The organism is Paraburkholderia sp. UCT31 (genome assembly GCF_014397655.1).
Lineage (GTDB): Bacteria > Pseudomonadota > Gammaproteobacteria > Burkholderiales > Burkholderiaceae > Paraburkholderia > Paraburkholderia tuberum.
The window spans coordinates 123,738-146,682 of the sequence record NZ_VZQP01000015.1 but is presented as its reverse complement, the minus strand read 5'-3'; the positions used below and the strand labels follow the sequence as shown (position 1 = coordinate 146,682).

Here is a 22,945-nt window from a genome sequence, read left to right as displayed (position 1 = left end):
GTACCGCACCATGACGCGCCGCGGGGGTGGCGAACAGCAAGCGTAACGCACTTGCGTGACGGCTGTGCATTGGCCGAACGGACGACTGCACCTGAGCGTGTCAGTCATGGCATCATGGCTTGATCAATGTCCCCGGCCCTGAGCGCCGATCTGCGATGAAATCGTCTTCCCCCCGCTCCGAACGCAGCGCACGCTGTCCGCGCTGCGGCAATGCTTTCGACTGCGGCATGCAGACTGATCCGTCCAACTGCTGGTGCCGCGCGCTGCCGCCGCTACCGGTCGAGCGGTTAAAGCCAGGCGGCCGGTGTCTGTGCCCGGAGTGTCTGGCCGCGGAGATTGCACAGGCGACACACGAGGCGAGTGAGCATGAGCGGCCGTGATGGTCGGATTTGCCCCGGGGCCGATCAGAAACCGCCGGCGCGCGGCGATGCTGCGCCACCCGCGCCCGCAGATCGCGCACAATCGCTTCCAGCGCCGGCTCCCATTCGCCGAACCGCGGCTGCCGATCCGCGGCGATCGCGTCGGCGTGCCGGCTGGCCATCTGCAGCGTGTAGCCGGCGCGGAATTGTGCGACGGCGTTTTCCGGGTCGAGTGGGGCAATAATGGCGGGCGTCGCCGAGCGGGTGCAGTTTGGCCGCGGCGGCGAAGCAACGGGCTTTCATCTGCCGCGGCGCCACTGGCTCGGGCCGCGGCGGCGTAACGGGTAGACTAGGGTCATGCACCGTATAACCAACACCGGCCGCGTCAATCTCGGTCATCTATTCTGGCTGCGCAGCCTCGCGATCATCGGTCAGCTGCTGACGATCGCGTTCGTGCAGATCTTCCTCGGCGCCAATCTGCCGTTGCCCGCGATGCTGCTCGTGATCGGGCTCGAAGTGCTGTTCAACGCGCTCACGTGGTGGCGCGTGTTGCAGCAGCGTCCCGAGTCCAACCTCGAGCTGTTCGGGCAGATCTGGGTCGATCTCGGAGCGTTGTCGGCGCTGCTGTTCCTGTCCGGCGGCACCACCAACCCGTTCGTGTCGCTGTACCTGCCATCGCTTGCGATCGCGGCGGCCGTGCTGCCGTGGTATCTGATGGCCTGGCTCGCGGCGTTCGCGGTCGCCTGCTACGCGATGCTCAGTTTCGATTCCGTGCCGCTCAATCTCGAGAATCCCGCCAACCTGTTCGACTACTACCGCTCGGGCATGTGGGTCAACTTCATGGTCAGCGTGGGGCTGATTGCGTGGTTCGTCGCGCGCATGTCCCGAGCGCTGCGGCTACGTGACGCAGCACTTGGAGAAGCGCAGCAGCGCTTGCTCCACGACGAACGGGCGGTCGCGCTCGGCGTGCAGGCGGCCACCGTGGCCCACGAAATCGGCACCCCTCTGTCTACAATCGCGATGTTGTCCGAAGAATTGCGCGACGCGGCGCGGACCGACGCGGGACTCGCGCCCTACCGCGCCGATCTCGAGCTGCTCGAGCAGCAGATGATGTTGTGCACGTCGGCGCTCGCGCGGTTGCGCAGCCGCGCAACGACCACGACGAACCGCCAGCCGGTCGACGAATGGCTCGAATCATTTGCCGGGCAATGGCGCCTGCGCCATCCTCACGTGAAGTTCGAGCGGCTTGGCACACCGCCCGCCGATGTCAGTCTCAACGACACGGTGGCCGTCAGCCAGATACTGACGATCCTGCTCGACAACGCCGCGCGCGCGAGCCGCGATCACGTGACACTGTCCTGCGTGCTCGCGCCACGCGGCGACCAGATCGTGTTCGAAGTGTGCGACCACGGTCCGGGCATTCCGGCCGCGCTGCGCGGCTCGCTCGGCGCGATGCCGGTGGAGAGCACGCAGGGCGGTCACGGCGTCGGCCTGTATCTGGCGTTTTCGGCGGCGGCGCGTCTGAAGGGATCGATCGAGCTGACCGACGCCAACGGCGGACGGCCGCGCGGCACGCGTGCGGTGCTGCGACTACCGCTCGCCGCGCGCAAGATTTCCGGAGCGAGCCCACATGGCGCCGCGCCATCCAACACGGAGAAACAGGCATGAGCGAGAAGAATTTTCTGGTGATCGACGACGACGAAGTGTTCTCCGGCATCCTCGCGCGCGGCTTGACGCGGCGCGGCTACACAGTGACCGAAGCACACAACGCGGACGAGGCGATCCGGGTCGCGAATCAGCAGAAGTTCAGCGAGATCACCGTGGACCTGCATCTCGGCAACGACTCCGGCCTGACGCTCGTCGCGCCGTTACGCGATCTGCAGCCCGATGCGCGCATGCTCGTGCTGACCGGCTACGCGAGCATCGCCACCGCGGTGCAGGCGGTCAAGGACGGCGCCGACAACTATCTCGCAAAGCCCGCCAACGTCGAGACGATCCTGTCGGCGCTGCAAAGCGAGGCGAGCGCGTTGCAGGCCGAGGAGGCGATCGAGCATCCGCAGCCGCTGTCGGTGGCGCGGCTCGAATGGGAGCATATCCAGCGTGTGCTCGCAGAACACAACGGCAATATCTCGGCGACCGCGCGCGCGTTGAACATGCATCGGCGCACGTTGCAGCGCAAGTTGGCGAAGCGGCCGGTGAAGCAGTAGGCGGCGATCTTCTGGCGCGGCGTTGGCTGTTCGAGGCGCCGCCGCGGGAAGGGCGGCACAAAACAGAACGGGCTGCCTATGCGAAGGCAGCCCGTTTTTCATGCATCAGCGCTTCGCGCTGCCACCGCGCATGTCAAAGCACGTAGCGCGACAGATCCTCGTCTTCGGCGATTTCGTTCAACGCGCTATCGACATACGCCGCGTCGATCTGCACTGCATGGCCCGAATGATTGCCGGCCGAGAACGACACTTCTTCGAGCAGTTTTTCAATCACCGTATAAAGACGCCGCGCGCCGATGTTCTCGGTCTTCTCGTTGACCGAGTACGCGATCTCGGCGAGACGGCGGATGCCGTCGTCGGCGAATTCGAGGTGCACGTCTTCGGTCGCGAGCAGGGCCTGGTATTGCTTGACGAGGCTCGCGTCCGTCGACACGAGGATCGATTCGAAGTCGTTGACCGACAGCGAATCGAGCTCGACGCGAATCGGGAAGCGTCCCTGCAGCTCGGGAATCAGATCGCTCGGCTTCGCGAGATGAAACGCGCCGCTCGCGATGAACAGGATGTGATCGGTCTTCACCATGCCGTACTTGGTGTTGATCGTCGTGCCTTCGACGAGCGGCAGCAGATCGCGCTGCACACCCTGACGGGACACTTCACCGCCGCCCGCTTCGTTGCGCGACGCGATCTTGTCGATTTCGTCGAGGAACACGATGCCGTTCTGCTCGACGTTCTGCACCGCCTTGCTCTTCACCTCTTCGTCGTTCAGCATCTTGCCGGCTTCTTCGTCGGTGAGCACCTTCAGCGCTTCCTTGACCTTCATCTTGCGGCGCATCTTCTTGCCGCCGCCGATGTTGGCGAACATCGAGCGGATCTGCTCGGTCATGTCTTCCATGCCCGGCGGCCCCATGATGTCCATGCCGACCTGCGGCTGCTCGACGTCGAGCTCGATTTCCTTGTCGTCGAGCTGGCCTTCGCGCAGGCGCTTGCGGAACGTTTGACGCGTCGTGCTGCCTTCATCGGCGGTGTCGGTCGAGCTCGAGCTCGAACCGAAGCCGACCGGCCGTGCGGTTGGCAGCAGGATGTCGAGGATGCGGTCTTCGGCCAGATCGCCGGCCTTGGTTCGCACCTTGCGCATTTCGGTTTCGCGGGTCTGCTTGACCGAAATTTCGATCAGGTCGCGCACGATACTGTCGACGTCGCGGCCCACGTAGCCGACTTCGGTGAATTTGGTCGCTTCGATCTTGATGAACGGCGCGTCCGCGAGTTTCGCGAGACGCCGCGCGATTTCGGTCTTGCCGACGCCGGTCGGTCCGATCATCAGGATGTTCTTCGGCGTGATTTCCTGGCGCAGCGGTTCGTCGACCTGCTGACGGCGCCAGCGGTTGCGCAGCGCGACCGCCACGGCCTTCTTCGCGCGGCCTTGGCCGATGATGTGTTTGTCGAGTTCGGAGACGATCTCGGCGGGGGTCATGGTGCTCATCGATGGGTCCTTACTCGATCGTCTCAATGACGCGGTTATGGTTCGTGTAGATGCACATGTCGCCGGCGATTTCCAGCGACTTCTCCACGATGTCGCGCGGCGACAGCTCGGTGTTGTCGGCAAGCGCCTTCGCGGCCGCCTGCGCGTACGCACCGCCCGAGCCGATCGCACAGATGCCGCCTTCGGGATCGAGCACGTCGCCGTTGCCGGTGATGACGAGCGTGGTGGTCGCGTCCGCGGCGATCAGCATCGCCTCGAGACGACGCAGCATGCGGTCGGTGCGCCAGTCTTTCGCGAGCTCCACGGCCGCGCGGGTCAGATTGCCCTGATGTTTTTCCAGCTTCGCCTCGAAGCGGTCGAGCAGCGAGAAGGCATCCGCCGTGCCGCCGGCGAAGCCGACCAGCACCTTGCCGTTGTAGATGCGCCGGACCTTCTTCGCGCCGCCTTTCATGACGATGTTGCCGAGCGTGACCTGGCCGTCGCCGCCGAGCGCCACCTTGTTGCCGCGGCGCACGGAAACGATCGTCGTGCCGTGAAATTGCTCCATATGCGTTCCTCTTTGCAAAACGGGTAGGACGCGGCAGCGCTGTGCGCTACCGCATGAATCCAGTCAGCGGACGGCGCGCCGGCTGGCGCGCTCGTGAGCGCATGTCGGATCTATTTTAGGGCGCGCGCGGTCATATCAAGATCCGCCGGAAGGCCTACGACGAAAAACCGAAAATCCGCTCAGGGAGCCTGAGAAACGAGGCGGGAAGGGACGGCGGGGCGGGACGGATGGCGGAGCATGCGCGGATGTCGCGCAAAAAGAAAAGGCGCACGGTTCACCGTGCGCCTCTCGACGAAGCAGCGTTTTCAGGGCGCTAAGCCGAAGCCGCGCCGCAGATAATCAGTCGCCGAACAGCTTCTGGCGCAGTTCGCGGCGCTCCTGGGCTTCGAGCGACAGCGTAGCCGTGGGCCGCGCGAGCAGACGCGGAATGCCGATCGGCTCGCCGGTTTCCTCGCACCAGCCGTAGTCGCCCGCCTCGATTCGCGCGATCGATTGCTGCACCTTCTTCAGCAGCTTGCGTTCGCGGTCGCGCGTGCGCAGTTCGAGCGCATGCTCTTCCTCGATCGTGGCGCGATCGGCCGGGTCCGGCACGATGACCGTTTCGCGCAGGTTCTCGGTCGTCTGGCCGGCATTGCGGAGAATGTCCGCCTGCAACTGTTCGAGCCTGTTCTTGAAGAAGGCGAGCTGATCCGCATTCATGTAATCCTTGTCGCTCATCTTCAGGATTTCGGCTTCGGTCAAGAGTCGTTTCGTCGTCATCTGGCTTACTTCTTCAATGTGAGGCAAAACTCATAGGGCCCGCACTTTCGTATTGTCCGCAAACGCGTCGCGCGGACGCGCAGCGCAGGGTGGCCACGAACGTTGGACTGTCGTGACGCCGAAGCGCCTGGCGCCCACACACCGGGCGTTGCTAGCTACGCCGCTGCGGGGCCGAACTCCTCTGGAAACCGATTCACACATGCTCCTGAGGCATCGCTCGCCGACGAGCGCGTGCCCTTTCAGGCCGTGCCCGCCGGCGTTTTCGGCGTGTCTCCGGACAAGATTTTCCGGCGCCGTTCCAGGCCCGTCGCGGGATACGCGCGACCGGGCAATTCGTTGTCATTCTCCAGTGGGCACGTATTGTAACTGAATCACAATACGGCACCGCAACTGCTGAAAGCCGGCCTGCGGCGCTGCGATATCCCGAAAATATAACGCGCAGAAAGCCAAAAAGCGATGGTCGTGCACGCTTTAATACAGCAGGGTTTTCACGCGTTTTTCATATGGCCTGGATTCGAAAGGCCTCGGCGCCGCGGCGTCGCAGTTTCAGCAGAGGATTCACGCCCGCGCAGTCGGCGGCGGGCGTCTCACCGCACTAGAAGTAGCACGGCGCATGCCGCGCTGCGCGCGGCGTGTCGTGGGCTTGCCTCCGAGGCTTGCTTGCGCGACGGCGCTGCGCCCGCTCAGGCGAGGCAGGCGTCGAGACCGTCGGTGATCAGATCGCGCGGCAGTTCGATGCCGATGAACACCATCTTGTTGGTCTTCTTCTCGGCCGGTTGCCATTTCGCGGCGAGGTCGCTGCCCATCATTTGATGCACGCCCTGGAACACGACCTTGCGATCGACGCCCTTCATGTACAGCACGCCCTTGTAGCGCAGCAGGTGCTCGCCATAGATCTGCAGGATGCCGCCGAGGAAGTCTTCGAGCTTGTTCGGATCGAACGGACGATCGCTGCGGTACACGAACGACTTGATCTTGTCGTCGTGATGCGCATGGCGGTGATGTCCGTGATCATGGCCTTCGTGATCGCAATGGCCATGGTCGTGATCGCAATTGGCGTGATCGTCGTCATGGGCGCCGTGCGTGTGACCGTGCTCGTCGTGCGCGTGCGCGTGGCTATGCGCGTGTTCGTCTTCGCTCAGGAAGTCCGGATCGATTTCGAGCTTCGAGTTCAGGTTGAAGCCGCGCAGATCGAAAATTTCCTTGATGTCCGCCTCGCCGAAATTGACGACCTTGATTGCCGCCTTCGGGTTCATGTGCAGCAGACGGTGGCGCAGATCGCCCACGTGCCGCTCGTCGACGAGATCGGCCTTCGTGATGAACAGCCGGTCCGCGAAACCGACCTGGCGCTGCACCACTTCGTGCTCGTCGAGCTGATGGTTCGCGTGCTTCGCGTCGACCAGCGTGATGATCGCGTCGAGCAGGAATTCGCTCGCGATCTGGTCGTCCATGAAGAAGGTTTGCGCGACCGGGCCCGGATTCGCGAGGCCGGTGGTTTCGATCACGACGCGGTCGAAGTCCACTTCGCCCGCCTGCTTCTTCGCGGCCAGCTCGTTGAGCACGCGCGACAGGTCGCCGCGAATCGTGCAGCAGATGCAGCCGTTGCTCATCTGGATGATCTGCTCGCTCGTGTCCTGCACGAGGATCTCGTTGTCGATGTTCTCTTCGCCGAACTCGTTCTCGATGACGGCGATCTTCATGCCGTGCTTTTCGTTCAGGATGCGCTTGAGCAGGGTGGTTTTGCCGCTGCCGAGAAAGCCGGTCAGGATGGTGACTGGAATCATGTGGGTCGCCTGTAAGTCGTGAAACGGTGCGTGATCGGACGCTAGCGCGCAAGGCTAGCCAGATGCGTTAGGCGGGTCGCCGCAGCCAGATGGCGCGGACTTTGTCCAGCCGGTCATTGAAACATATTTGCCAGGCGGGCGCAGGGGCGGCCGCCCTGCGGCCGGCTGATGGCCGCCTGCGCGGAGGCGGGCCGCTGCTGCCGCCGCCACGCGCAATCATCGGGAAAATAAGGGCGATCAGGCGATTTGCAACAGCAGCCCCTTCAGATACTCGCCTTCGGGGAACGCAGTGAGCAGCGGATGATCGACGCCCGCGCCAAGGCGCTTCAGGATGCGTGCGTCGACGCGTGCGTCGGCGGCCGCGCCCGACACGATCTTCTGGAACAGCTCGGGATCGATCGCGCCCGAGCACGAGTACGTGAACAGCAAACCGCCCGGGCGCAGCAGCTTCAGGCCCGTCAGATTGATGTCCTTGTACGCGCGCGAGGCGCGGTCCACGTGCTCGCGCGATGGCGCGAATTTCGGCGGATCGAGCACGATCAGGTCGAAGCGTTCGCCTTCGTCGTAGAGGCGCCGCAATGTCTTGAACGCGTCGGCGTCGAGCCAGCTCGCGCGGTCGGCGTCGAAGCCGTTGGCCGCGACGTTCTGCTGCGCGAGCGCGAGCGCTTCACCCGACGAATCGACCGACACCACGCGCTTTGCGCCACCCCTGAGCGCCGCGAGCGAAAAGCCGCCGGTGTAGCAGAAGCAGTTCAGCACGTCGCGATCTTTCGCGAACTGCTGCACGAGCAGGCGGTTATCGCGCTGGTCGACATAGAAGCCGGTCTTGTGGCCGTTGCGCACGTCGACGTGATAGCGCACGCCGTTTTCGCTCGCGATCAGCTTCTCGGAAGGCGGCTCGCCCGCGAGCACGCCGGTGATCTGCTCGAGCCCTTCCTTCTGACGGATCGACACGTCCGAGCGCTCGTAGACGTTCGGGCAGCCGGTCGCGCCGACCAGCGCCGCGACGATCGCGTCCTTCCACGCTTCGACGCCGGCCGCCATGAACTGACAGACGATCTGGCTGCGCTGATCCGCGTCCTCGGCGACGTAGTAATCGACGATCAGGCCCGGCAGACCGTCCGCCTCGCCGAAGATCAGCCGCACGGCGCCGGTGTCGCGCACCATCGCCTGACGATGCGCGAACGCGCGCTGCACGCGGCGCTTGAAGAACGCGTGATCGATCGGCTCGGCTTCGTCGAAGCTCCAGACGCGCGCGCGGATCTGCGAGTGCGGGCTGTAGGCGGCGCGGGCGAGAAAGCGGCCATCGTGCGCGCGCACGAGCACGGTCGCACCGGGCGCGGGGCGGCCGTCGACGTGCTCGATCGCATTGGCATAAACCCACGGATGGCGGCGCAGCAGCGATTTTTCTTTCGACGGTTTGAGCGTAACGGTATTCATCAGGTGTAGGTAAAGTGCAAGCGAAGGCGGCGCGTCGTGGCGCGCGGCGTCAGTCGCGTGATCAGTTGCGTTTCTTTGCGCGAGGATGCGCGCTGTCGTAGACGTGGGCGAGGTGCTGGAAATCGAGGCCCGTATAAACCTGCGTCGCGGTGATGCTCGCGTGGCCGAGCAGCTCCTGCACGGCGCGCAGGTCGCCGCTCGACTGCAGCACGTGCGTCGCGAACGAATGGCGCAGCACGTGCGGATGCACGTTGGCCGGAATGCCGGCGGCGAGCGCCGCGCGCTTCACGCGCTCGCGCACGACGTTCGGCGACAGCCGGTTGCCGCGCGCCGACAGGAACAGCGGATGCGGATCGTGGCGGACCATCGGTTCGCGCACCGCGAGCCATGCGTTCAGCGCCGCGACCGCCTTGCTGCCCACCGGCACGACGCGGCGCCGGTTGCCTTTGCCGAGCACTTCGACTTCGCCGGAATCGAGTTTCAGCCAGCCGGCCGAGCGATAGCCGTCGACGTCGGCGAAACGCACGTCGAGGCCGACCAGTTCGGCGAGGCGCAAGCCCGACGAGTAGAACAGCTCGAGCATCGCGTGATCGCGCAGGCCTTCGGGCGAGTCGGCGGGCGGGCTGTCCATCAGGCGCGCGGTGTCGTCGACGGAAAGCGCCTTCGGCAGCATTTTCGCCTGCTTCGGCGCGCGCACCGCGGCGACCGGATTGGCCGGCAACTCGACGTGGCCCGCGAGCCAGCGATAAAACGCCCGCCATGCCGACAGCCGATGGCCGATCGACCGCGCGGTGAGACCGCCTGCATGCGCGCGCGCGACGGCGCCGCGGATGTCGACGGCGGTGAGGCTTTCGAGCGCTCGGCCTTTGGCGAGCTGCTTCAGTTCCGCGAGTTCATGCGTGTAGCCGCGCAGCGTGTGCGCCGACAGCCGCCGCTCGTGCTCGAGATGCGACAGGTAGGCGGCGATCGGGTCGGCGGCGGTCACGGTACGCGGTGACGTTGCGTGGCGCGGCTCAGCGCGGCAGCAGCCGGCTCAGCGCGGCGCTCGCGAGCGCGCCGATCTGCGTGAGGAAATCGGTGGCCATGCCTTCGTGGAAGCGCCGCGGGTCGGATGAGCCCATCACGAGCAGGCCGAACGTCGGCGCGTCTTCGGTGCCTTCGGGGTCGCGCAGCGCGAGCAGCGCGATCGATTCGGTGCTCTGCGCCGTCCCGTTCGACGCGACGCCGCGGTCGTCGGTCGCGCTCGTTGCGGCGCTTGCCGCCGGGTTGGTCGTCCCGTTGGACGCGACCGCAGCTTGCGCGAGCCATTGCGCGGCCTCGAAGCCGGTGTTTGCGCCGCAGTACGGCGTGCTCAGGCTGCCCGCGAAAATGCGCACTTCCTCGCTGACGTGGCGCGCGAAGTCCGCTTGCGCATACGGCTCGGCGACGTCCCACACGCGCAGAGCCGCTTGCGGCACGTCGAAGATGTCGCGCAGACCGCCGGCGATCGTGCGCGGCAGCGCGTAGGGATCGCGCTCGGCCATCACACGGATGGTCCAGCGGTTGAATTTCGACGCGATGCTGTCGTTCTCGTGACCGTAGCGCAGCAGTTCGGCAAGACGCCGCTCCAGATGCTTGTTCTTGTCGCGCAGCATCTCCATCTGCCGCTCCTGCAGCGACACCGCGGCTTTGCCGTGCGGGTTCGCGAGCCGGATCGTCGCGAGCGCTTCCGCGTGTTCGACGAAGAATTCGGGATTGGCGAGCAGGTATTCGGCGACTTCGCGATCGTTCATGGTTTCGGCTAGAGGACTACGGGACGGCCGCCTCACGGCGGCGCGTCGGTCAATGAGTTAGACGGAGGGTGCCATGTCGGCCGGGCTGGACGGATTGTGCTGCGTCGAGTCCGACGAGGCGCTCGACGCCTCTTCGGCCAACTCGATCTCCCCTTCGAAGACGGTGGCTGCGGGGCCGGCCATCAGCAGCGGCGCGCCTGGGTGCGCGCTGTCCCACGTGATGGTCAGATCGCCGCCGTGCGTATGTACGAGCACTGGCGAATCCAGCCGCCCGCGCCGGATGCCGGCCGCGACCGCCGCGCACGCGCCGGTGCCGCACGCGAGCGTTTCGCCCGCGCCGCGTTCGTAGACGCGCAGCCTGATCTCGTTGCGGTTGACGATCTGCATGAAGCCCGCGTTGACCCGCTGCGGGAAGCGCGTGTGCCGCTCGATGGCCGGACCTTCGGCGAGCACCGGGAACACCTCGGCATCGTCGACGACCTGCACGGCGTGCGGATTGCCCATCGACACCACCGACATCCAGCGCGTCGTGCCGTTCACGTCGAGCGGCCAGAGCGTATCCGCGCCTTCGCGGCGGCCTTGCAGACCCTTGGTCGCGAACGGCACGAGTTCGGGATCGAACACGGGCGTGCCCATGTCGACGATCACTTCGCCGTTGTCCTGCATCGTCAGCGTGATCGTGCCTTTCTGGACCTGCACGCGCACGCTGCGTTGGCCGGTGAGACCGCGCTCGCGCACGAACTTGACGAAGCAGCGCGCGCCGTTGCCGCAGTGTTCGACCTCGCCGCCGTCGCAATTGAAGATGCGATATCTGAAATCGACGCCTTCGACGGTCGGCTTTTCGACCAGCAGCAACTGGTCGGCGCCGACGCCGAAATGGCGGTTCGCCAACGCGCGCACCTGCGCCGTGGTTAGATCAACCGGTTGGGTATAGCCGTCGAGTACGACGAAGTCGTTGCCCGCGCCGTGCATTTTGGTGAATTTGAGCTTCACGTTTTCCGTGTATCCGTTGCTGCGTAGGGCTTCGCGCGTGCGGGCGGAGCCGAAAATCCCGGCCTCACCGGCCGTTGGGTGAATCGCCCATTGGAGCCGTGCCCGGCCAATAGCAGATGATACACGTTGGCACATCGGAAACGGTACGGCAGGCAAGGAGCCCAGCCCCACCTTCAATACACCCCCGGCACCCCCGGCGGGCGTGTCTTGAACCGCTTGTGCACCCAGTAATACTGCTCGGGCATCAGCGGAATCTGCTCTTCGAGAAACTCGTTCATGCGTCGCGCATCAGCGTCATCGTCGCCGGTCGGATAGTCGTCCCAAGGTTTGAAGACCTTGAGCCGGTAGCCCTTGTAGTTCGGCAGCACCTCGCCGATGAACGGTACGACCTGCGCGTGCCCGACCTTGGCGAGACGGCCGACCGCGGTCAGCGTGCAGGTCGGCACGCCGAAGAACGGCACGAACGTCGAATTGCGCGCGCCGTAGTCCATGTCCGCGCCGAGCATCACCGGTTTGCGTTCGCGCAGCCAGCGCAGCACGACGCGCGCGCTGTCCGCGCGGCTCGCCATGTCCGCGCCGAAACGCGCGCGCGCTGCTTTCGCGGCTTCCTCGAACTCCTGATTCGACATTGGCTGATAGAGGGAGCCGCACTGGCGCTTCAGCGAGTAGTTCAGAAAGATCGAACCGGCCTCGATGCCGACAAAATGAAAGCCGAGAAACAATGTGGGCGGCAGGTTCGGGTCCGTCAGGTCGATCGCGCTGTCGAGCTGGATCAGCTTTTCGAGCTTCTTCGCCGAGCCGAACCACTGCACGCTGCGCTCGAGATAGCTGCGGATCGCATGACGGAAGTGCTTTTGCGCGACGTCCTCGCGGCGCTCGTCGCTCCAGTCGGGGAAGCACAGCTTCAGATTCGTATGAACGATGCGCTTGCGATGGCTCGGGATCTGGTAGAGCAGCCAGCCGAGCCCGTCACCGAGACGAGCGACCAATCCGTAAGGCAACAGCGCAAAGAGTTTGAGCAGCCCGATCGCGAGCTTCGCGCCGTAGCGGCTCAGCATGCAGCCTCCAGGCGCGCGGCGCCGCAGGGGGCGAAATTGTGGAAAGCGGAAAAATTGACGTGATACCGCACTCGTTTCGACTCTGTGACATTCAAAGGAAGTCGCTATAATAAGGGCTTCGCCGAGTTAATAGACAACTTGCGGGGCGAAGCCGGCGGGTGCGGTCCATGGGTTTTCATGGGTTATGCGTCCATCGGTCAGGTAATCCGCTAAAGCGTCGCCGCTTCAGACTCCCGAAGTCGGCTACGTGGAACGCAACCGTAACCACTAACAGGAGTCTGCAACGTGGCAAACGACTATCTCTTCACTTCCGAATCCGTTTCCGAAGGCCATCCCGACAAAGTCGCGGACCAGATCTCGGACGCGATCCTCGACGCCATCCTCGCTCAAGACAAGTACTCGCGTGTCGCGGCCGAAACGCTGTGCAACACGGGTCTCGTCGTGCTGGCCGGTGAAATCACCACCACCGCGAACGTCGACTACATCCAGATCGCGCGCAACACGATCAAGCGCATCGGCTACGACAACACCGACTACGGCATCGACTACCGCGGCTGCGCGGTGCTCGTCGCCTACGACAAGCAGTCGCCGGACATCGCCCAGGGCGTGGACCGCGCGCACGACAACAACCTCGATCAAGGCGCGGGCGACCAGGGCCTGATGTTCGGTTACGCGTGCGAGGAAACGCCGGAACTGATGCCGCTGCCGATCCACCTGTCGCACCGCCTCGTCGAGCGTCAGGCGAATCTGCGCCGCGACGGCCGTCTGCCCTGGCTGCGTCCGGATGCCAAGTCGCAGGTCACCGTGCGCTACGCAGACGGCAAGCCGCATTCGATCGACACCGTCGTACTGTCCACCCAGCATTCGCCGGACATCGAGCTCGACACGCTGCGCGAAGCGGTGATCGAGGAAGTGATCAAGCCGACGCTGCCGGCCGAGCTGATCAAGGGTGAGATCAAGTTCCTCGTGAACCCGACCGGTCGTTTCGTGATCGGCGGTCCGCAGGGCGATTGCGGTCTGACGGGCCGCAAGATCATCGTCGATACGTACGGCGGCGCGGCGCCGCACGGCGGCGGCGCATTCTCGGGCAAGGATCCGTCGAAGGTGGACCGCTCGGCAGCGTACGCCGGCCGTTACGTCGCCAAGAACATCGTGGCCGCGGGCCTCGCATCGCGCTGCCTGATCCAGGTGTCGTACGCGATCGGCGTCGCCCAGCCGACCTCGGTGATGGTCAACACGTTCGGCACCGGCCGCGTGTCGGATGCGACGATCACGGAACTCGTGCGTCAGCATTTCGACTTGCGTCCGAAGGGCATCATCCAGATGCTCGACCTGCTGCGCCCGGTCTACGAGAAGAGCGCGGCGTATGGTCATTTCGGCCGCGAAGAGCCGGAATTCACGTGGGAAGCCACCGACAAGGCGCTCGCACTCGCCGAAGCGGCAGGCACTGAGCCGGTCGCGGCGCTTGCCGAATAAGGGCGAGCCGATCGCCGCTTGAAAGCAAACAAACCCCGCCGGCGTGAGCCGGCGGGGTTTTTTCCTTTGTCTATCGATGGCGTAGCGATGCCGCCGCGCGACGCACGTCGTCGAGGCGGCGCGCTCGAAGTCAGCCCAGCGGTGAACGGCCAGCCGGTCGGCAGATCAGCGGTCTAGCCACTCAACGCGCAACTGCAACTCACCGGCCCAGCAATCTCACCGGCTCGCAAACGCAAACGCAAACGCGAACCACCCGCCGCTGCTCGCCGACAGGCGACGCGGTCGGCGGCTCGCAGGCGTGGGCATCGCCGGCGCGCGTTTCGCGACCGCGAGGCGCAACGGTGTCGGTTTGCGCAGCAGCGTGCGCAGCGACAGACGGCGCGTGCCGCTCTGCTGGCGTAGCGCCGAGAAGAACGTATGGAACCAGGTGCGAAAGCCGTCGATGGCCTTCGCGTCGCGCCACTGCTCGCCGAGCGCGCGGGTGCGCGCGGCATGATGGCGCAGCGCCCGCATCATATGGCGGCGCGCGGGACGCGCCGCTTTCAGCGCGGCGCGGGTAAGACGGGTGCTCAAAAGAGTATGCATGGCTTCACATTTAGGCAATGAACCGCACGTCGGCGCGTGCACCGGATGTGCACGGACAAACAGCACCATATGTGCCAATGACGGGGTTGCGATGAACGGCCTGAAAGCGGGAAATTCGGTGCGGGTCGTGGCGCGGGAGATTGCGACGCGAAACACGGCGCACAGCGCAGCGAAGGTACAACGCGGAGAAACCGACGGCACGGGCCCTGACGGCCTGCGCACAACAGAAAACTGCGTAAGCGACGATCGACATGCGAGCAGGCTACATGGGAATCATGACGTCAGAAAGTCGGTTATTACCCTGCGAGACCGGATTTCTCCGCGGATCGAATCGTCGCGGATGCCAGTCTGCTGTCACCCTTTACGGGCGATTTGCGTGCGCGTTTGCCCAGCGAATGTGCGGTGCGGGCGCGCCGCGCGCCTGAAACCGGTGCATTGGCGCGCCGCGAAAAGCGAAGGCGACCGGCGCAAAAGATCAGCAGGACGCAGGAGCCTCTCGCGGTGAACCAACGCATCCCGATCGCGCCCGTTTTACAATCGAACATCAGTTAGTCGACGGTAACGGAACGCCATGTCACTCCATTCGAAGAAAGAGCAGATTCAAACGTTGCGGGAGCAGGGTTTTGTCGTCGTGCCTGGACTCGTGTCGCCCGAGCGTTGCGACGAGCTGAAGCGGATCGCGCAGCGGCAGCTGCAGGAAGCGGCGGCGCCGATCGAATTCGAAGCGGATTTGCAGTATCCGGGCGCGCCGTCATCGAAGGATGCTCTGGGCGGACATACGGTGCGGCGCCTGCTCGACGCGTACGGTCGTCACCCCGCGTTCGCGCAATGGGCGACCGCGTCCGAAATCCGTGGCTGGATGGAGCTGTATTTTGGCGAGGAGCCGCGTCTGTCGCGCGCGCATCACAACTGCATGATGACCAAGCACCCCGCGTACGGCAGTCTGACCGGCTGGCATCGCGACGTGCGCTACTGGTCGTTCGAGCGCGACGATCTGGTGTCGGTGTGGCTCGCGGTCGGCCCGGAAACCGTCGATAACGGCGCGCTGTGGTTCGTGCCGCAATCGCACGGCGCCGCGTTCACATCGGACCGCTTCGACGAAGCGAAGTTTTTCCGCGCGGATCTCGCCGAGAACGAGGCCGCGATCCGCACGGCGGTGTCGCCCGAGCTGAAGACTGGCGACGTGGTGTTCTTTCACTGCAACACTCTGCACTCGGCCGGCAAGAATCTGAGCGACCAGGTGAAGTTCTCGCTGGTGTTCACCTATCACGGCGCAAGCAATGTGCCGCTGCCCGGCACGCGCTCGGCCGCGAAGCCCGAGATCGCGTTCTAGATTATTTTGCTCGCGGGCCTCGCGCCGACGCTCAGCGCTTGCGCCCCGACATCGCGATTCCCGTCAGCCCGGCGAGCGTCGCCACCACGCCCGCGACGATCAGCACGATCGCCTTGTTGCTCGGCGAGCCGGTAAAGAAGCGCGACACGTCGCTGCTCACCGAATTGAATGCCTGCCCGCCGAAATACAGCAGCACGATACCGCCGACAATCAGCGCGATCGAAATCGCTTTCGTCATCTGCACCTCCCATCAACCTGAACCGGCCAGAGTGTAGGTGAGGCGTGCGTGCTCGTCCATCCCGCATACTGGTTGCGCTGCAAGCGCCGCGTCGATTGGCTAACATAGCGGTCTGGCCGCACCGCGGCGACACCACAACAACAAATCTCCCCAGCAGCACGCCTCCCGCAACGCGCGAATCCTCACGCCCGCCATCCTCGGGCGATCTCATCGACAAGGACACTAGCAATGGCTTACGAAGCAGCTTCAGAACGCTATTCGGACATGCAATACCGCGTCTGCGGCAAGTCGGGTCTCAAACTGCCGGCGCTGTCGCTCGGCCTGTGGCACAACTTCGGCGACACCACGCCGATCTCGACGCAGCGTGACATTCTGCGCACGGCCTTCGACCTCGGCATCACGCACTTCGATCTGGCGAACAACTACGGCCCGCCGTACGGCAGCGCGGAAACCAATTTCGGCCGTCTGTTCAAGGACGATTTCAAACCGTATCGCGACGAGTTGCTGATTTCGTCGAAGGCCGGTTGGGATATGTGGCCCGGTCCGTACGGCCAGGGCGGCGGCTCGCGCAAATATGTGCTCGCGAGTCTCGATCAGAGCCTGAGGCGCATGGGCCTCGATTACGTCGACATCTTCTATTCGCATCGCTTCGACGCGCACACGCCGCTCGAGGAAACCGCGGGCGCGCTCGCGAGCGCGGTGCAGCAGGGCAAGGCGCTGTATATCGGCATCTCGTCGTACTCGTCGGCGAAGACGCGCGAAATGGCGAAGCTGCTCGCCGAATACAAGGTGCCGCTGCTGATCCATCAGCCGTCGTACAACATGCTGAACCGCTGGATCGAACACGACCTGCTCGATACGCTCGATGAAGTCGGCGCGGGCACGATCGCGTTCACGCCGCTCGCGCAGGGATTGTTGACCGGCAAGTACCTGAACGGCGTGCCGGAAGATGCGCGCGTCAACAAGCCGGGCGGCGGTTCGCTCAAAGACGAGCATCTGAGCCCGCGGAACATCGAGCACGTGCGGAAGCTCAACGACATCGCGCAGCGCCGTGGTCAGAGCCTCGCGCAGATGGCGCTCGCGTGGGCGTTGCGCGATCCACGCGTGACCTCGGTGCTGATCGGCGCGAGCCGCGCGGAGCAGGTGCGCGAGAACGTCGGCGCGCTGAAGAAGCTCGCATTCTCGGCCGACGAACTCGCCGAAATCGATCGCTATGCGACCGAAGGCGGGATCAATCTGTGGGAAAAGCCGTCGACGGATCAGGCGATCTGATCGCGTGAGGAGCCGTCCGCGCAACAGGCGGGCGGACGCAAGGGCAAAACGAAGCCGCACGCTCAGCGTGCGGCTTTTCTGCAGGTATTTCGCCGCGCCGCTACACGAGCGCCGGCAGACCCTCGACCAGCGCCACCGCGCACATCACACCGATCAGTGCGCCCAGCACACGCAGCCCGTTGTGTCGCAACTCGGTCTTGCAGGGCAGCGCGCCGACGAATAGCGCGCCCGCCAATGCCATCGGAATGACCAGGATGAAATCGCCGATCGTAAAGTAGGTCATCTTCGTCTCCTCCCATGCGGGATGGTTGCTGTGTCGTTCCGGCAGAGGCCGCGGCTTCGAAATCATGCCGCGCCATTGCACGAATCGAGTATAGGAGACCGATGGAGCGGCGCGACGGCGCAAGCTCGCGCGTCGGCGCTTATTCGTAAGCTGCTGAACCCAGGCGCGGCGCGGCCCGCGTCGATTGGCGCGGCGCAACAAAACGCGGCGGAAAATATCAAACGTTCGCTTACGCAAGCCTTTCGTTTTGCCGCCGATCCATGCAGGTTGGCTGATTGCGGCCGGCCCGCGGTGCCCGCACCGCGCAACGCGACCGATGCGCCGGGCTATTCGCGCCCGCGCAGGCGGCTCGCCGCGATCAAGCCGATCACGAGCAGCGCACCGACTAGCCCGACGACGCCGTTCCAGCCATGACCGGCCCACACATGGCCGCCATACGAACCGACCAGGCTCGAGCCGATGTAGTACGCGAGCAGATACAGCGCAGCGGCCTGGCCTTTCGCGTCTTTCGCCAGACGCCCGACCCAGCCGCTCGCGACCGAATGCCCGGCAAAGAACCCGAACGTCACGCAGGCGATACCGGTCGCGATCGCCGCGAGCGGATGCAGCATCGTCAGCGCGAGGCCGAACACCATCAGCAGCAGGCTCCCGATCAGCACGCGCGCGCGGCCGAACGTGTCGGCCATGCGCCCGGACCATGGCGACGCGACCACGCCAACCAGATAGACGATGAAAATCGCGCCGATCTCCGTCTGATTCAACCGATACGGCGGCGCGAGCAGCCGGTAGCCGATGTAGTTGTACAGCGTGACGAAGCTGCCCATCAGCACGAAGCCGAGCAGGAACAGCAGCGGCAGACCCGGTCGCGTGAACTGGCGCAACAGCAGCGTGCGGTGATGCGCGAAGCCGAGCCCGCGGCGCGGCACGAAATGGCGCGACGGTGGCAGCAGCGCGCGGAACGCGAGCATCGACAGCAGGCCGAGCACGCCGATCGTGCCGATCGCGACGCGCCACGAAAACAGATCCGCGACCACGCCGGTGATGACTCGCCCGGCCATGCCGCCGATCGCCGTGCCGCCGACGTACAGGCCCATCGCGAGGCCGAGGCCGTCGGGATGCACTTCCTCGGCGAGATAAGCCATCGCGACCGCCGGCACGCCGCCGAGCGCGAGCCCTTCGAGCGTACGCAGCACGAGCAGCTGGTGCCAGTGCGGCGCGACCGATACGCCAATCGTCAGCACCGACGACAGCGTCAGCGACAGCGTCATCAGCTTGTGCCGGCTCCAACCCTCGGAGACGAAACCGGCGACGAAAATCGCGAGCGCGAGCGCAGCAGTGGATAGTGACAACGACAGACTGCTTTGCGCCGGCGTTACGTTGAACGCTTCGGAGAACGACGGCAGCAGCGGCTGCACGCAGTAGAGCAGCGAGAACGTCGCGTAGCCGGCGAACAGCAGCGCGAGGCTGGCACGCCAGTACGCGCGCGAGCCGCGTTCGAGATACGGGATGTCCGACACGGCGGTGGTGCTTGCGGGAGCAGCTGAAGCTGCGCCGCGGGAGGGAACGGCAGATGCGGTCCGCTGGGATTGCGGCGGCAGGGTCACAACAAAACTCCTTGGGTCACACGGAAACGCGCAAAAGTGTTAAGGATACGCTGAAAACGCGTTTCAAGCCGGCGTCGCGGCCAACGCGGCGTGCCAATGGTGACCCGCAGCGCTCCATCCGCAACATGTCGCGCGCCTGTCTCCCGGCGCTAGCCGTGCGCCCCGGCTTCACTGCCCGGCGCCGGCGCCCGCGTCGCCCCCGAAGTCGCCGTCGACGGATGCACGAGCGCGTCGTCGCCCGGCAGTCTCGACGTATCCCAGCCGCCGCCGAGCGCCTTCACCAGCGCGACGCTCGCGGCCATCCGGCGGCGCGCGATCGCGACCGCGTTGCGCTCGTTGGTCAGCGCGATCGTGCCGGCATCGACGGCGGGGAAAAAGTCGCGGCCGATGAACGGCAGCAACAGCAGCGACGCGCAACAGCACGCGAGAAACAGCGTGACGAACAGTCCCGGTCGCGCGACTCGCGCTTCGAGATGTAAATCCGCGGGCTTGTGGTGATAGCGCAGCAGATACTTCGCGAGCGTCGGCACGAGCGTACGCGAGAAGAAGTACGACGCGAGCATCGCGAACACCACCGCTTCGGCAAGCGGAATGAACAGATAGTGCGCGACACCGGTGAGCAGAAACATCGGCACGAACACGATACAGATCGCCAGCGTCGACACCAGCGTCGGAATCGCGATCTGATGCGCGCCGTCGAGAATCGCCTGTTCTAGCCTCTTGCCCTGTTCGAGCTGATGGCTGATGTTTTCGATCGCGACGGTCGCATCGTCGACGAGAATCCCGACCGCGAGCGCGAGGCCGCCGAGCGTCATGATGTTGATCGTCTGACCGAGCGCGGACAACGCGATGATCGACGTGATCATCGACAACGGAATCGATACCGCGATGATCAGCGTCGCGCGCCAGTTGCCGAGGAACAGCAGAATCATCAGGCCCGTCAGGCACGCGGCGATCAGCGCTTCACGCAATACGCCCTGCACGGATGCACGCACGAACAGCGATTGGTCGGCGACGGGATCGATATTCAGCGACGGCGGCACCAGATTGCGCAGCGTCGGCATCATCGTCTTGATGCGGTCGACGATATCGAGCGTGGACGTGTTGCCGCTTTTGTTGATCGTCAGCAGTGCGGCGCGCTGGCCGCTCACGCGCACGACGTTGGTCTGTGGCTGGTAGCCGTCGCGCACGTGCGCGACGTCGCGGATATAGATGGTGCCGTTTGCCGTGGTGCGGATCGGAATGTTGTTCAGGCCCGCGAGGGAATCGGGGCTGCCGTTCATTTCCACCGAGTACTCGGTCGAGCCGATCTTCGTGGTACCCGAGGGCAGGATCAGATTTTGCGCGGAGACTGCGTTGACCACGTCGATCGGCGACAGATTGCGCTCCTGCAGCTTGCGCGAATCGATGTCGACCATGATCTGCCGCTGCTTGCCGCCATACGGCAGCGGCGCGGATGCGCCCGGCACGGTGGCGAGTTGCGTCGTCAGGAAGTTATTGCCGAAGTCGTAGAGTTCCTGCTCGGTCAGCGACGCGGACGACAACGCGAGCCGCAAGATCGGCACCGTCGACGCGTTGTAGCGCGGGATGATCGGCGGCGTGATGCCGGGCGGCAGCGAGCGCACTTGTGATTGCGACAGCGCGGTGACCTCGGCGAGCGCTTCGTCGATATTCGCGCCCGGCTGGAAAAAGATCTTGATGACGGCGATGCCGTTCAGCGATGTCGATTCCGTGTGTTCGATATCGTTGACCGCCACCGACAAGCCGCGCTCGTAGTTCAGCGCGATGCGCCGCTCCATTTCGTCGGCGGGCAGGCCGTTATACGACCAGATGACCGAGAGCACCGGAATATCGATGTTCGGAAAGATGTCGGTGGGCGTGCGCAGAATCGTCAAGCGCCGCGCGGATCGGAAACGCAGGCGCACACCTCGGCGCGAAGGCAGGTGCGAAGCCGCGCGGCGCCCGCATCTGGCAGATCGTTCCGGCAGTGCACGTTTTTGATGTCTCCCCCCGCAGGGTTTATGATGGTCTGCATTACGACGTCTGACGCCGAGATCATCGGCTGTGCGCAGCGTAATGGGAATAGGGCGAAACGACGGGTGAAAGCCTTCTGTTCGCCTTCCCAAGGCCCCGCAAAGCGGGAACAATGACTCGAACCTCTCACGCGCCATGCGCGCGACAGATTAAGTGCGCACGCAACGTCAAATGCGAAGCGGCGTTTTTATCATCACCTCGACCGGCGTGAAATCATAAAGCCGGCTAAGGGAAGCGGGGAATTATCATGGAAGTCGGTTCCATTGTCCGATCGGTACATATCGCCGTGCCGCAAGGCGCGCGCGGAATCGTCATGCGCATTCTTGGCGACATGGCGATGGTGGCGTGGTACGCCGGCGAGCCCGGCGCCTCGCAGCAACTCAATACCGAACCCTTTTTCCTGGAAGATCTGATCGATACCGGCGACCTGATACGTCCGGCCGGCGTGCAGACGCATTGAACGAGAGGCTTACCGGTTGCTCATTGCCGTTGTGTGACCCGCAGGTGCGGGCTGTAGTGATGCTGTAAGGTGAGATCGGCTCGCCAGCATCGCCGTGGGCCGATGCGCGCGTCGATTCACGGAGCGTCCCAAATCAGCCCGTATTTCTAGCGATGCCACGCACGCATTGTGAGTCGTCGCCCTCGTCTTTACCCGCGGCGCGGCGCACAATGCGGGGCATGAACGACACCATTCCCGACAATTCCTATCCCGAGGCCGGCGCCGATGGCGCCGTGCCATTCGCGCGGCTCACGCCGGAAACCGTGCTCGACGCGATCGACGGCGTGCTCGCAACGACCGGCGTGCGTACCGACGGCCGTCTGCTGCCGCTCAACAGCTACGAAAATCGCGTGTACCAGGTCGGCGTCGAAGACGGTCCGCCCGTGGTCGCGAAGTTCTATCGTCCCGAGCGCTGGAGCGACGCGGGGATTCTCGAAGAGCACGCGTTCGTCGCCGAACTCGTCGCGCGCGAGATCCCAGCCGTGCCCGCGCGCGTGCTCGATGGCCGCACGCTGCACAGCTTCGACGGCTTCCGCTTCTCGGTCTTCGAGCGACGCGGCGGTCGCGCGCCGGATCTCGACCGGCGCGACACGCTGGAATGGCTGGGGCGTTTCATCGGACGCATTCATGCGATCGGGCAGACCCAGGACTACGTAGAACGTCCCACGCTAAACATCGACACGTTCGGCTACGAGCCGCGCGACTTCCTGCTCGCGCACCGTTTCGTGCCCGACGATCTGCGCACCGCGTGGGAAACGGTCGTGAATCTCGCGCTCGAAGGCGTCGCGCGTGCGTTCGAGCGGGCTGGCGAGATTCGCAGGCTGCGTCTGCACGGCGACTGTCATCCGAGCAACGTGCTGTGGACCGACGCGGGCCCGCATTTCGTCGATTTCGACGACAGCCGCATGGGGCCCGCGATTCAGGATCTGTGGCTGCTGCTGCCGGGCGAGCGTGCGGAGGCGTCGTGCGCGCTGGCCGATCTGCTCGCCGGTTACGAGGATTTCTGCGAATTCGAGCCGCGTGAGCTGTATCTGATCGAAGCGCTGCGCACGTTGCGGCTGATTCACTATCAGGCATGGCTCGCGCGCCGCTGGAACGATCCGGCGTTTCCGGCCGCGTTTCCGTGGTTCAACACACAGCGCTACTGGGAAGATCGCATCCTCGAGATGCGCGAGCAGATCGGCGCGATGCAGGAAGGGCCGTTGTGGCCGGTTTGACGTCC

The 22,945-nt window shown here is 64.7% G+C and carries 21 protein-coding genes and 1 pseudogene; 8 read left to right on the top strand and 14 right to left on the bottom strand.

What is annotated here, in order from left to right; translation table 11 throughout:
- Nucleotides 1-155 precede the first annotated feature (155 nt).
- The 3 genes from F6X40_RS15365 to F6X40_RS15355 all read left to right on the top strand — a co-directional run bounded on the left by F6X40_RS15365 (nucleotide 156) and on the right by F6X40_RS15355 (nucleotide 2,566).
- Complete coding sequence (locus F6X40_RS15365; RefSeq protein WP_187615117.1) at nucleotides 156-380, top strand: cysteine-rich CWC family protein; 225 nt, start codon at nucleotides 156-158, stop codon at nucleotides 378-380.
- Nucleotides 381-716: 336 nt separating this feature from the next.
- Entirely contained in the window at nucleotides 717-2,027 is a 1,311-nt protein-coding gene (locus tag F6X40_RS15360; RefSeq protein WP_184068959.1) for an ATP-binding protein, read from the top strand.
- Nucleotides 2,024-2,566 (top strand): response regulator transcription factor, encoded by a 543-nt coding sequence (locus tag F6X40_RS15355; RefSeq protein WP_187628399.1) that lies wholly within the window; start codon nucleotides 2,024-2,026, stop codon nucleotides 2,564-2,566. Before F6X40_RS15360 ends, F6X40_RS15355 begins: the two co-directional genes overlap by 4 nt.
- A 133-nt stretch (nucleotides 2,567-2,699) precedes the next feature.
- On the opposite strand, the gene hslU is transcribed toward F6X40_RS15355, so the two are convergent.
- From hslU to F6X40_RS15310, 9 genes are all read right to left on the bottom strand, one after another.
- On the bottom strand, nucleotides 2,700-4,046 hold the full coding sequence (gene hslU / locus F6X40_RS15350; RefSeq protein ID WP_090802203.1) for an ATP-dependent protease ATPase subunit HslU: 1,347 nt from the start codon (nucleotides 4,044-4,046) through the stop codon (nucleotides 2,700-2,702).
- A gap of 10 nt (nucleotides 4,047-4,056) precedes the next feature.
- Nucleotides 4,057-4,593 (bottom strand): ATP-dependent protease subunit HslV, encoded by a 537-nt coding sequence (gene hslV / locus F6X40_RS15345; RefSeq protein WP_184051150.1) that lies wholly within the window; start codon nucleotides 4,591-4,593, stop codon nucleotides 4,057-4,059.
- Between the two features lie 339 nt (nucleotides 4,594-4,932).
- Nucleotides 4,933-5,352, bottom strand: coding sequence for an RNA polymerase-binding protein DksA (gene dksA / locus F6X40_RS15340; protein ID WP_090802202.1), 420 nt, complete (start codon nucleotides 5,350-5,352; stop codon nucleotides 4,933-4,935).
- 683 nt (nucleotides 5,353-6,035) lie between these two features.
- Nucleotides 6,036-7,136 (bottom strand): CobW family GTP-binding protein, encoded by a 1,101-nt coding sequence (locus tag F6X40_RS15335; protein ID WP_187628398.1) that lies wholly within the window; start codon nucleotides 7,134-7,136, stop codon nucleotides 6,036-6,038.
- A 237-nt stretch (nucleotides 7,137-7,373) separates the two neighbouring features.
- A complete protein-coding gene (locus F6X40_RS15330) occupies nucleotides 7,374-8,576 on the bottom strand; it encodes a class I SAM-dependent rRNA methyltransferase (RefSeq protein WP_184068949.1) in 1,203 nt (400 codons plus the stop codon).
- A 61-nt stretch (nucleotides 8,577-8,637) separates the two neighbouring features.
- Complete coding sequence (gene xerC / locus F6X40_RS15325; protein ID WP_187615113.1) at nucleotides 8,638-9,561, bottom strand: tyrosine recombinase XerC; 924 nt, start codon at nucleotides 9,559-9,561, stop codon at nucleotides 8,638-8,640.
- A 28-nt stretch (nucleotides 9,562-9,589) separates the two neighbouring features.
- Nucleotides 9,590-10,348, bottom strand: coding sequence for a DUF484 family protein (locus tag F6X40_RS15320; protein WP_187628397.1), 759 nt, complete (start codon nucleotides 10,346-10,348; stop codon nucleotides 9,590-9,592).
- A 57-nt stretch (nucleotides 10,349-10,405) separates the two neighbouring features.
- On the bottom strand, nucleotides 10,406-11,341 hold the full coding sequence (dapF, locus tag F6X40_RS15315; RefSeq protein WP_187628396.1) for a diaminopimelate epimerase: 936 nt from the start codon (nucleotides 11,339-11,341) through the stop codon (nucleotides 10,406-10,408).
- Between the two features lie 173 nt (nucleotides 11,342-11,514).
- On the bottom strand, nucleotides 11,515-12,399 hold the full coding sequence (locus tag F6X40_RS15310; protein ID WP_187628395.1) for a lipid A biosynthesis lauroyl acyltransferase: 885 nt from the start codon (nucleotides 12,397-12,399) through the stop codon (nucleotides 11,515-11,517).
- Nucleotides 12,400-12,684: 285 nt separating this feature from the next.
- Here F6X40_RS15310 and metK point away from each other — a divergent pair, with 285 nt between their 5' ends.
- Complete coding sequence (gene metK / locus F6X40_RS15305) at nucleotides 12,685-13,875, top strand: methionine adenosyltransferase (RefSeq protein ID WP_187628394.1); 1,191 nt, start codon at nucleotides 12,685-12,687, stop codon at nucleotides 13,873-13,875.
- A gap of 216 nt (nucleotides 13,876-14,091) precedes the next feature.
- On the opposite strand, the gene F6X40_RS15300 is transcribed toward metK, so the two are convergent.
- Nucleotides 14,092-14,460 carry a hypothetical protein gene (locus tag F6X40_RS15300; protein WP_184068875.1) on the bottom strand — a complete coding sequence of 123 codons (369 nt, stop codon included), beginning with the start codon at nucleotides 14,458-14,460 and terminating at the stop codon, nucleotides 14,092-14,094.
- A gap of 571 nt (nucleotides 14,461-15,031) precedes the next feature.
- Between F6X40_RS15300 and F6X40_RS15295 the strand changes: the two genes are divergently transcribed.
- Nucleotides 15,032-15,793, top strand: a complete 762-nt coding sequence (locus tag F6X40_RS15295; protein WP_184068872.1) for a phytanoyl-CoA dioxygenase family protein — start codon at nucleotides 15,032-15,034, stop codon at nucleotides 15,791-15,793.
- Nucleotides 15,794-15,824: 31 nt separating this feature from the next.
- On the opposite strand, the gene F6X40_RS15290 is transcribed toward F6X40_RS15295, so the two are convergent.
- Nucleotides 15,825-16,031, bottom strand: a complete 207-nt coding sequence (locus F6X40_RS15290) for a DUF3185 family protein (RefSeq protein ID WP_018419114.1) — start codon at nucleotides 16,029-16,031, stop codon at nucleotides 15,825-15,827.
- A 228-nt stretch (nucleotides 16,032-16,259) separates the two neighbouring features.
- Here F6X40_RS15290 and mgrA point away from each other — a divergent pair, with 228 nt between their 5' ends.
- Nucleotides 16,260-17,303 (top strand): L-glyceraldehyde 3-phosphate reductase, encoded by a 1,044-nt coding sequence (mgrA, locus tag F6X40_RS15285; RefSeq protein WP_184025953.1) that lies wholly within the window; start codon nucleotides 16,260-16,262, stop codon nucleotides 17,301-17,303.
- 100 nt (nucleotides 17,304-17,403) lie between these two features.
- On the opposite strand, the gene F6X40_RS15280 is transcribed toward mgrA, so the two are convergent.
- From F6X40_RS15280 to F6X40_RS15270, 3 genes and pseudogenes are all read right to left on the bottom strand, one after another.
- Nucleotides 17,404-17,586 carry a hypothetical protein gene (locus F6X40_RS15280; protein WP_090805541.1) on the bottom strand — a complete coding sequence of 61 codons (183 nt, stop codon included), beginning with the start codon at nucleotides 17,584-17,586 and terminating at the stop codon, nucleotides 17,404-17,406.
- Nucleotides 17,587-17,912: 326 nt separating this feature from the next.
- Entirely contained in the window at nucleotides 17,913-19,190 is a 1,278-nt protein-coding gene (locus F6X40_RS15275; protein WP_187628393.1) for an MFS transporter, read from the bottom strand.
- Nucleotides 19,191-19,339: 149 nt separating this feature from the next.
- Nucleotides 19,340-21,085, bottom strand: a pseudogene (locus F6X40_RS15270) (efflux RND transporter permease subunit); the annotation flags it as partial.
- Between the two features lie 386 nt (nucleotides 21,086-21,471).
- Between F6X40_RS15270 and F6X40_RS15265 the strand changes: the two are divergent.
- The gene (locus tag F6X40_RS15265; protein ID WP_187628392.1) at nucleotides 21,472-21,684 is read left to right on the top strand and encodes a hypothetical protein; all 213 of its coding nucleotides are present in this window, start codon (nucleotides 21,472-21,474) and stop codon (nucleotides 21,682-21,684) included.
- A gap of 218 nt (nucleotides 21,685-21,902) precedes the next feature.
- The gene (locus F6X40_RS15260; RefSeq protein ID WP_187628391.1) at nucleotides 21,903-22,940 is read left to right on the top strand and encodes a serine/threonine protein kinase; all 1,038 of its coding nucleotides are present in this window, start codon (nucleotides 21,903-21,905) and stop codon (nucleotides 22,938-22,940) included.
- Nucleotides 22,941-22,945: the final 5 nt, after the last annotated feature.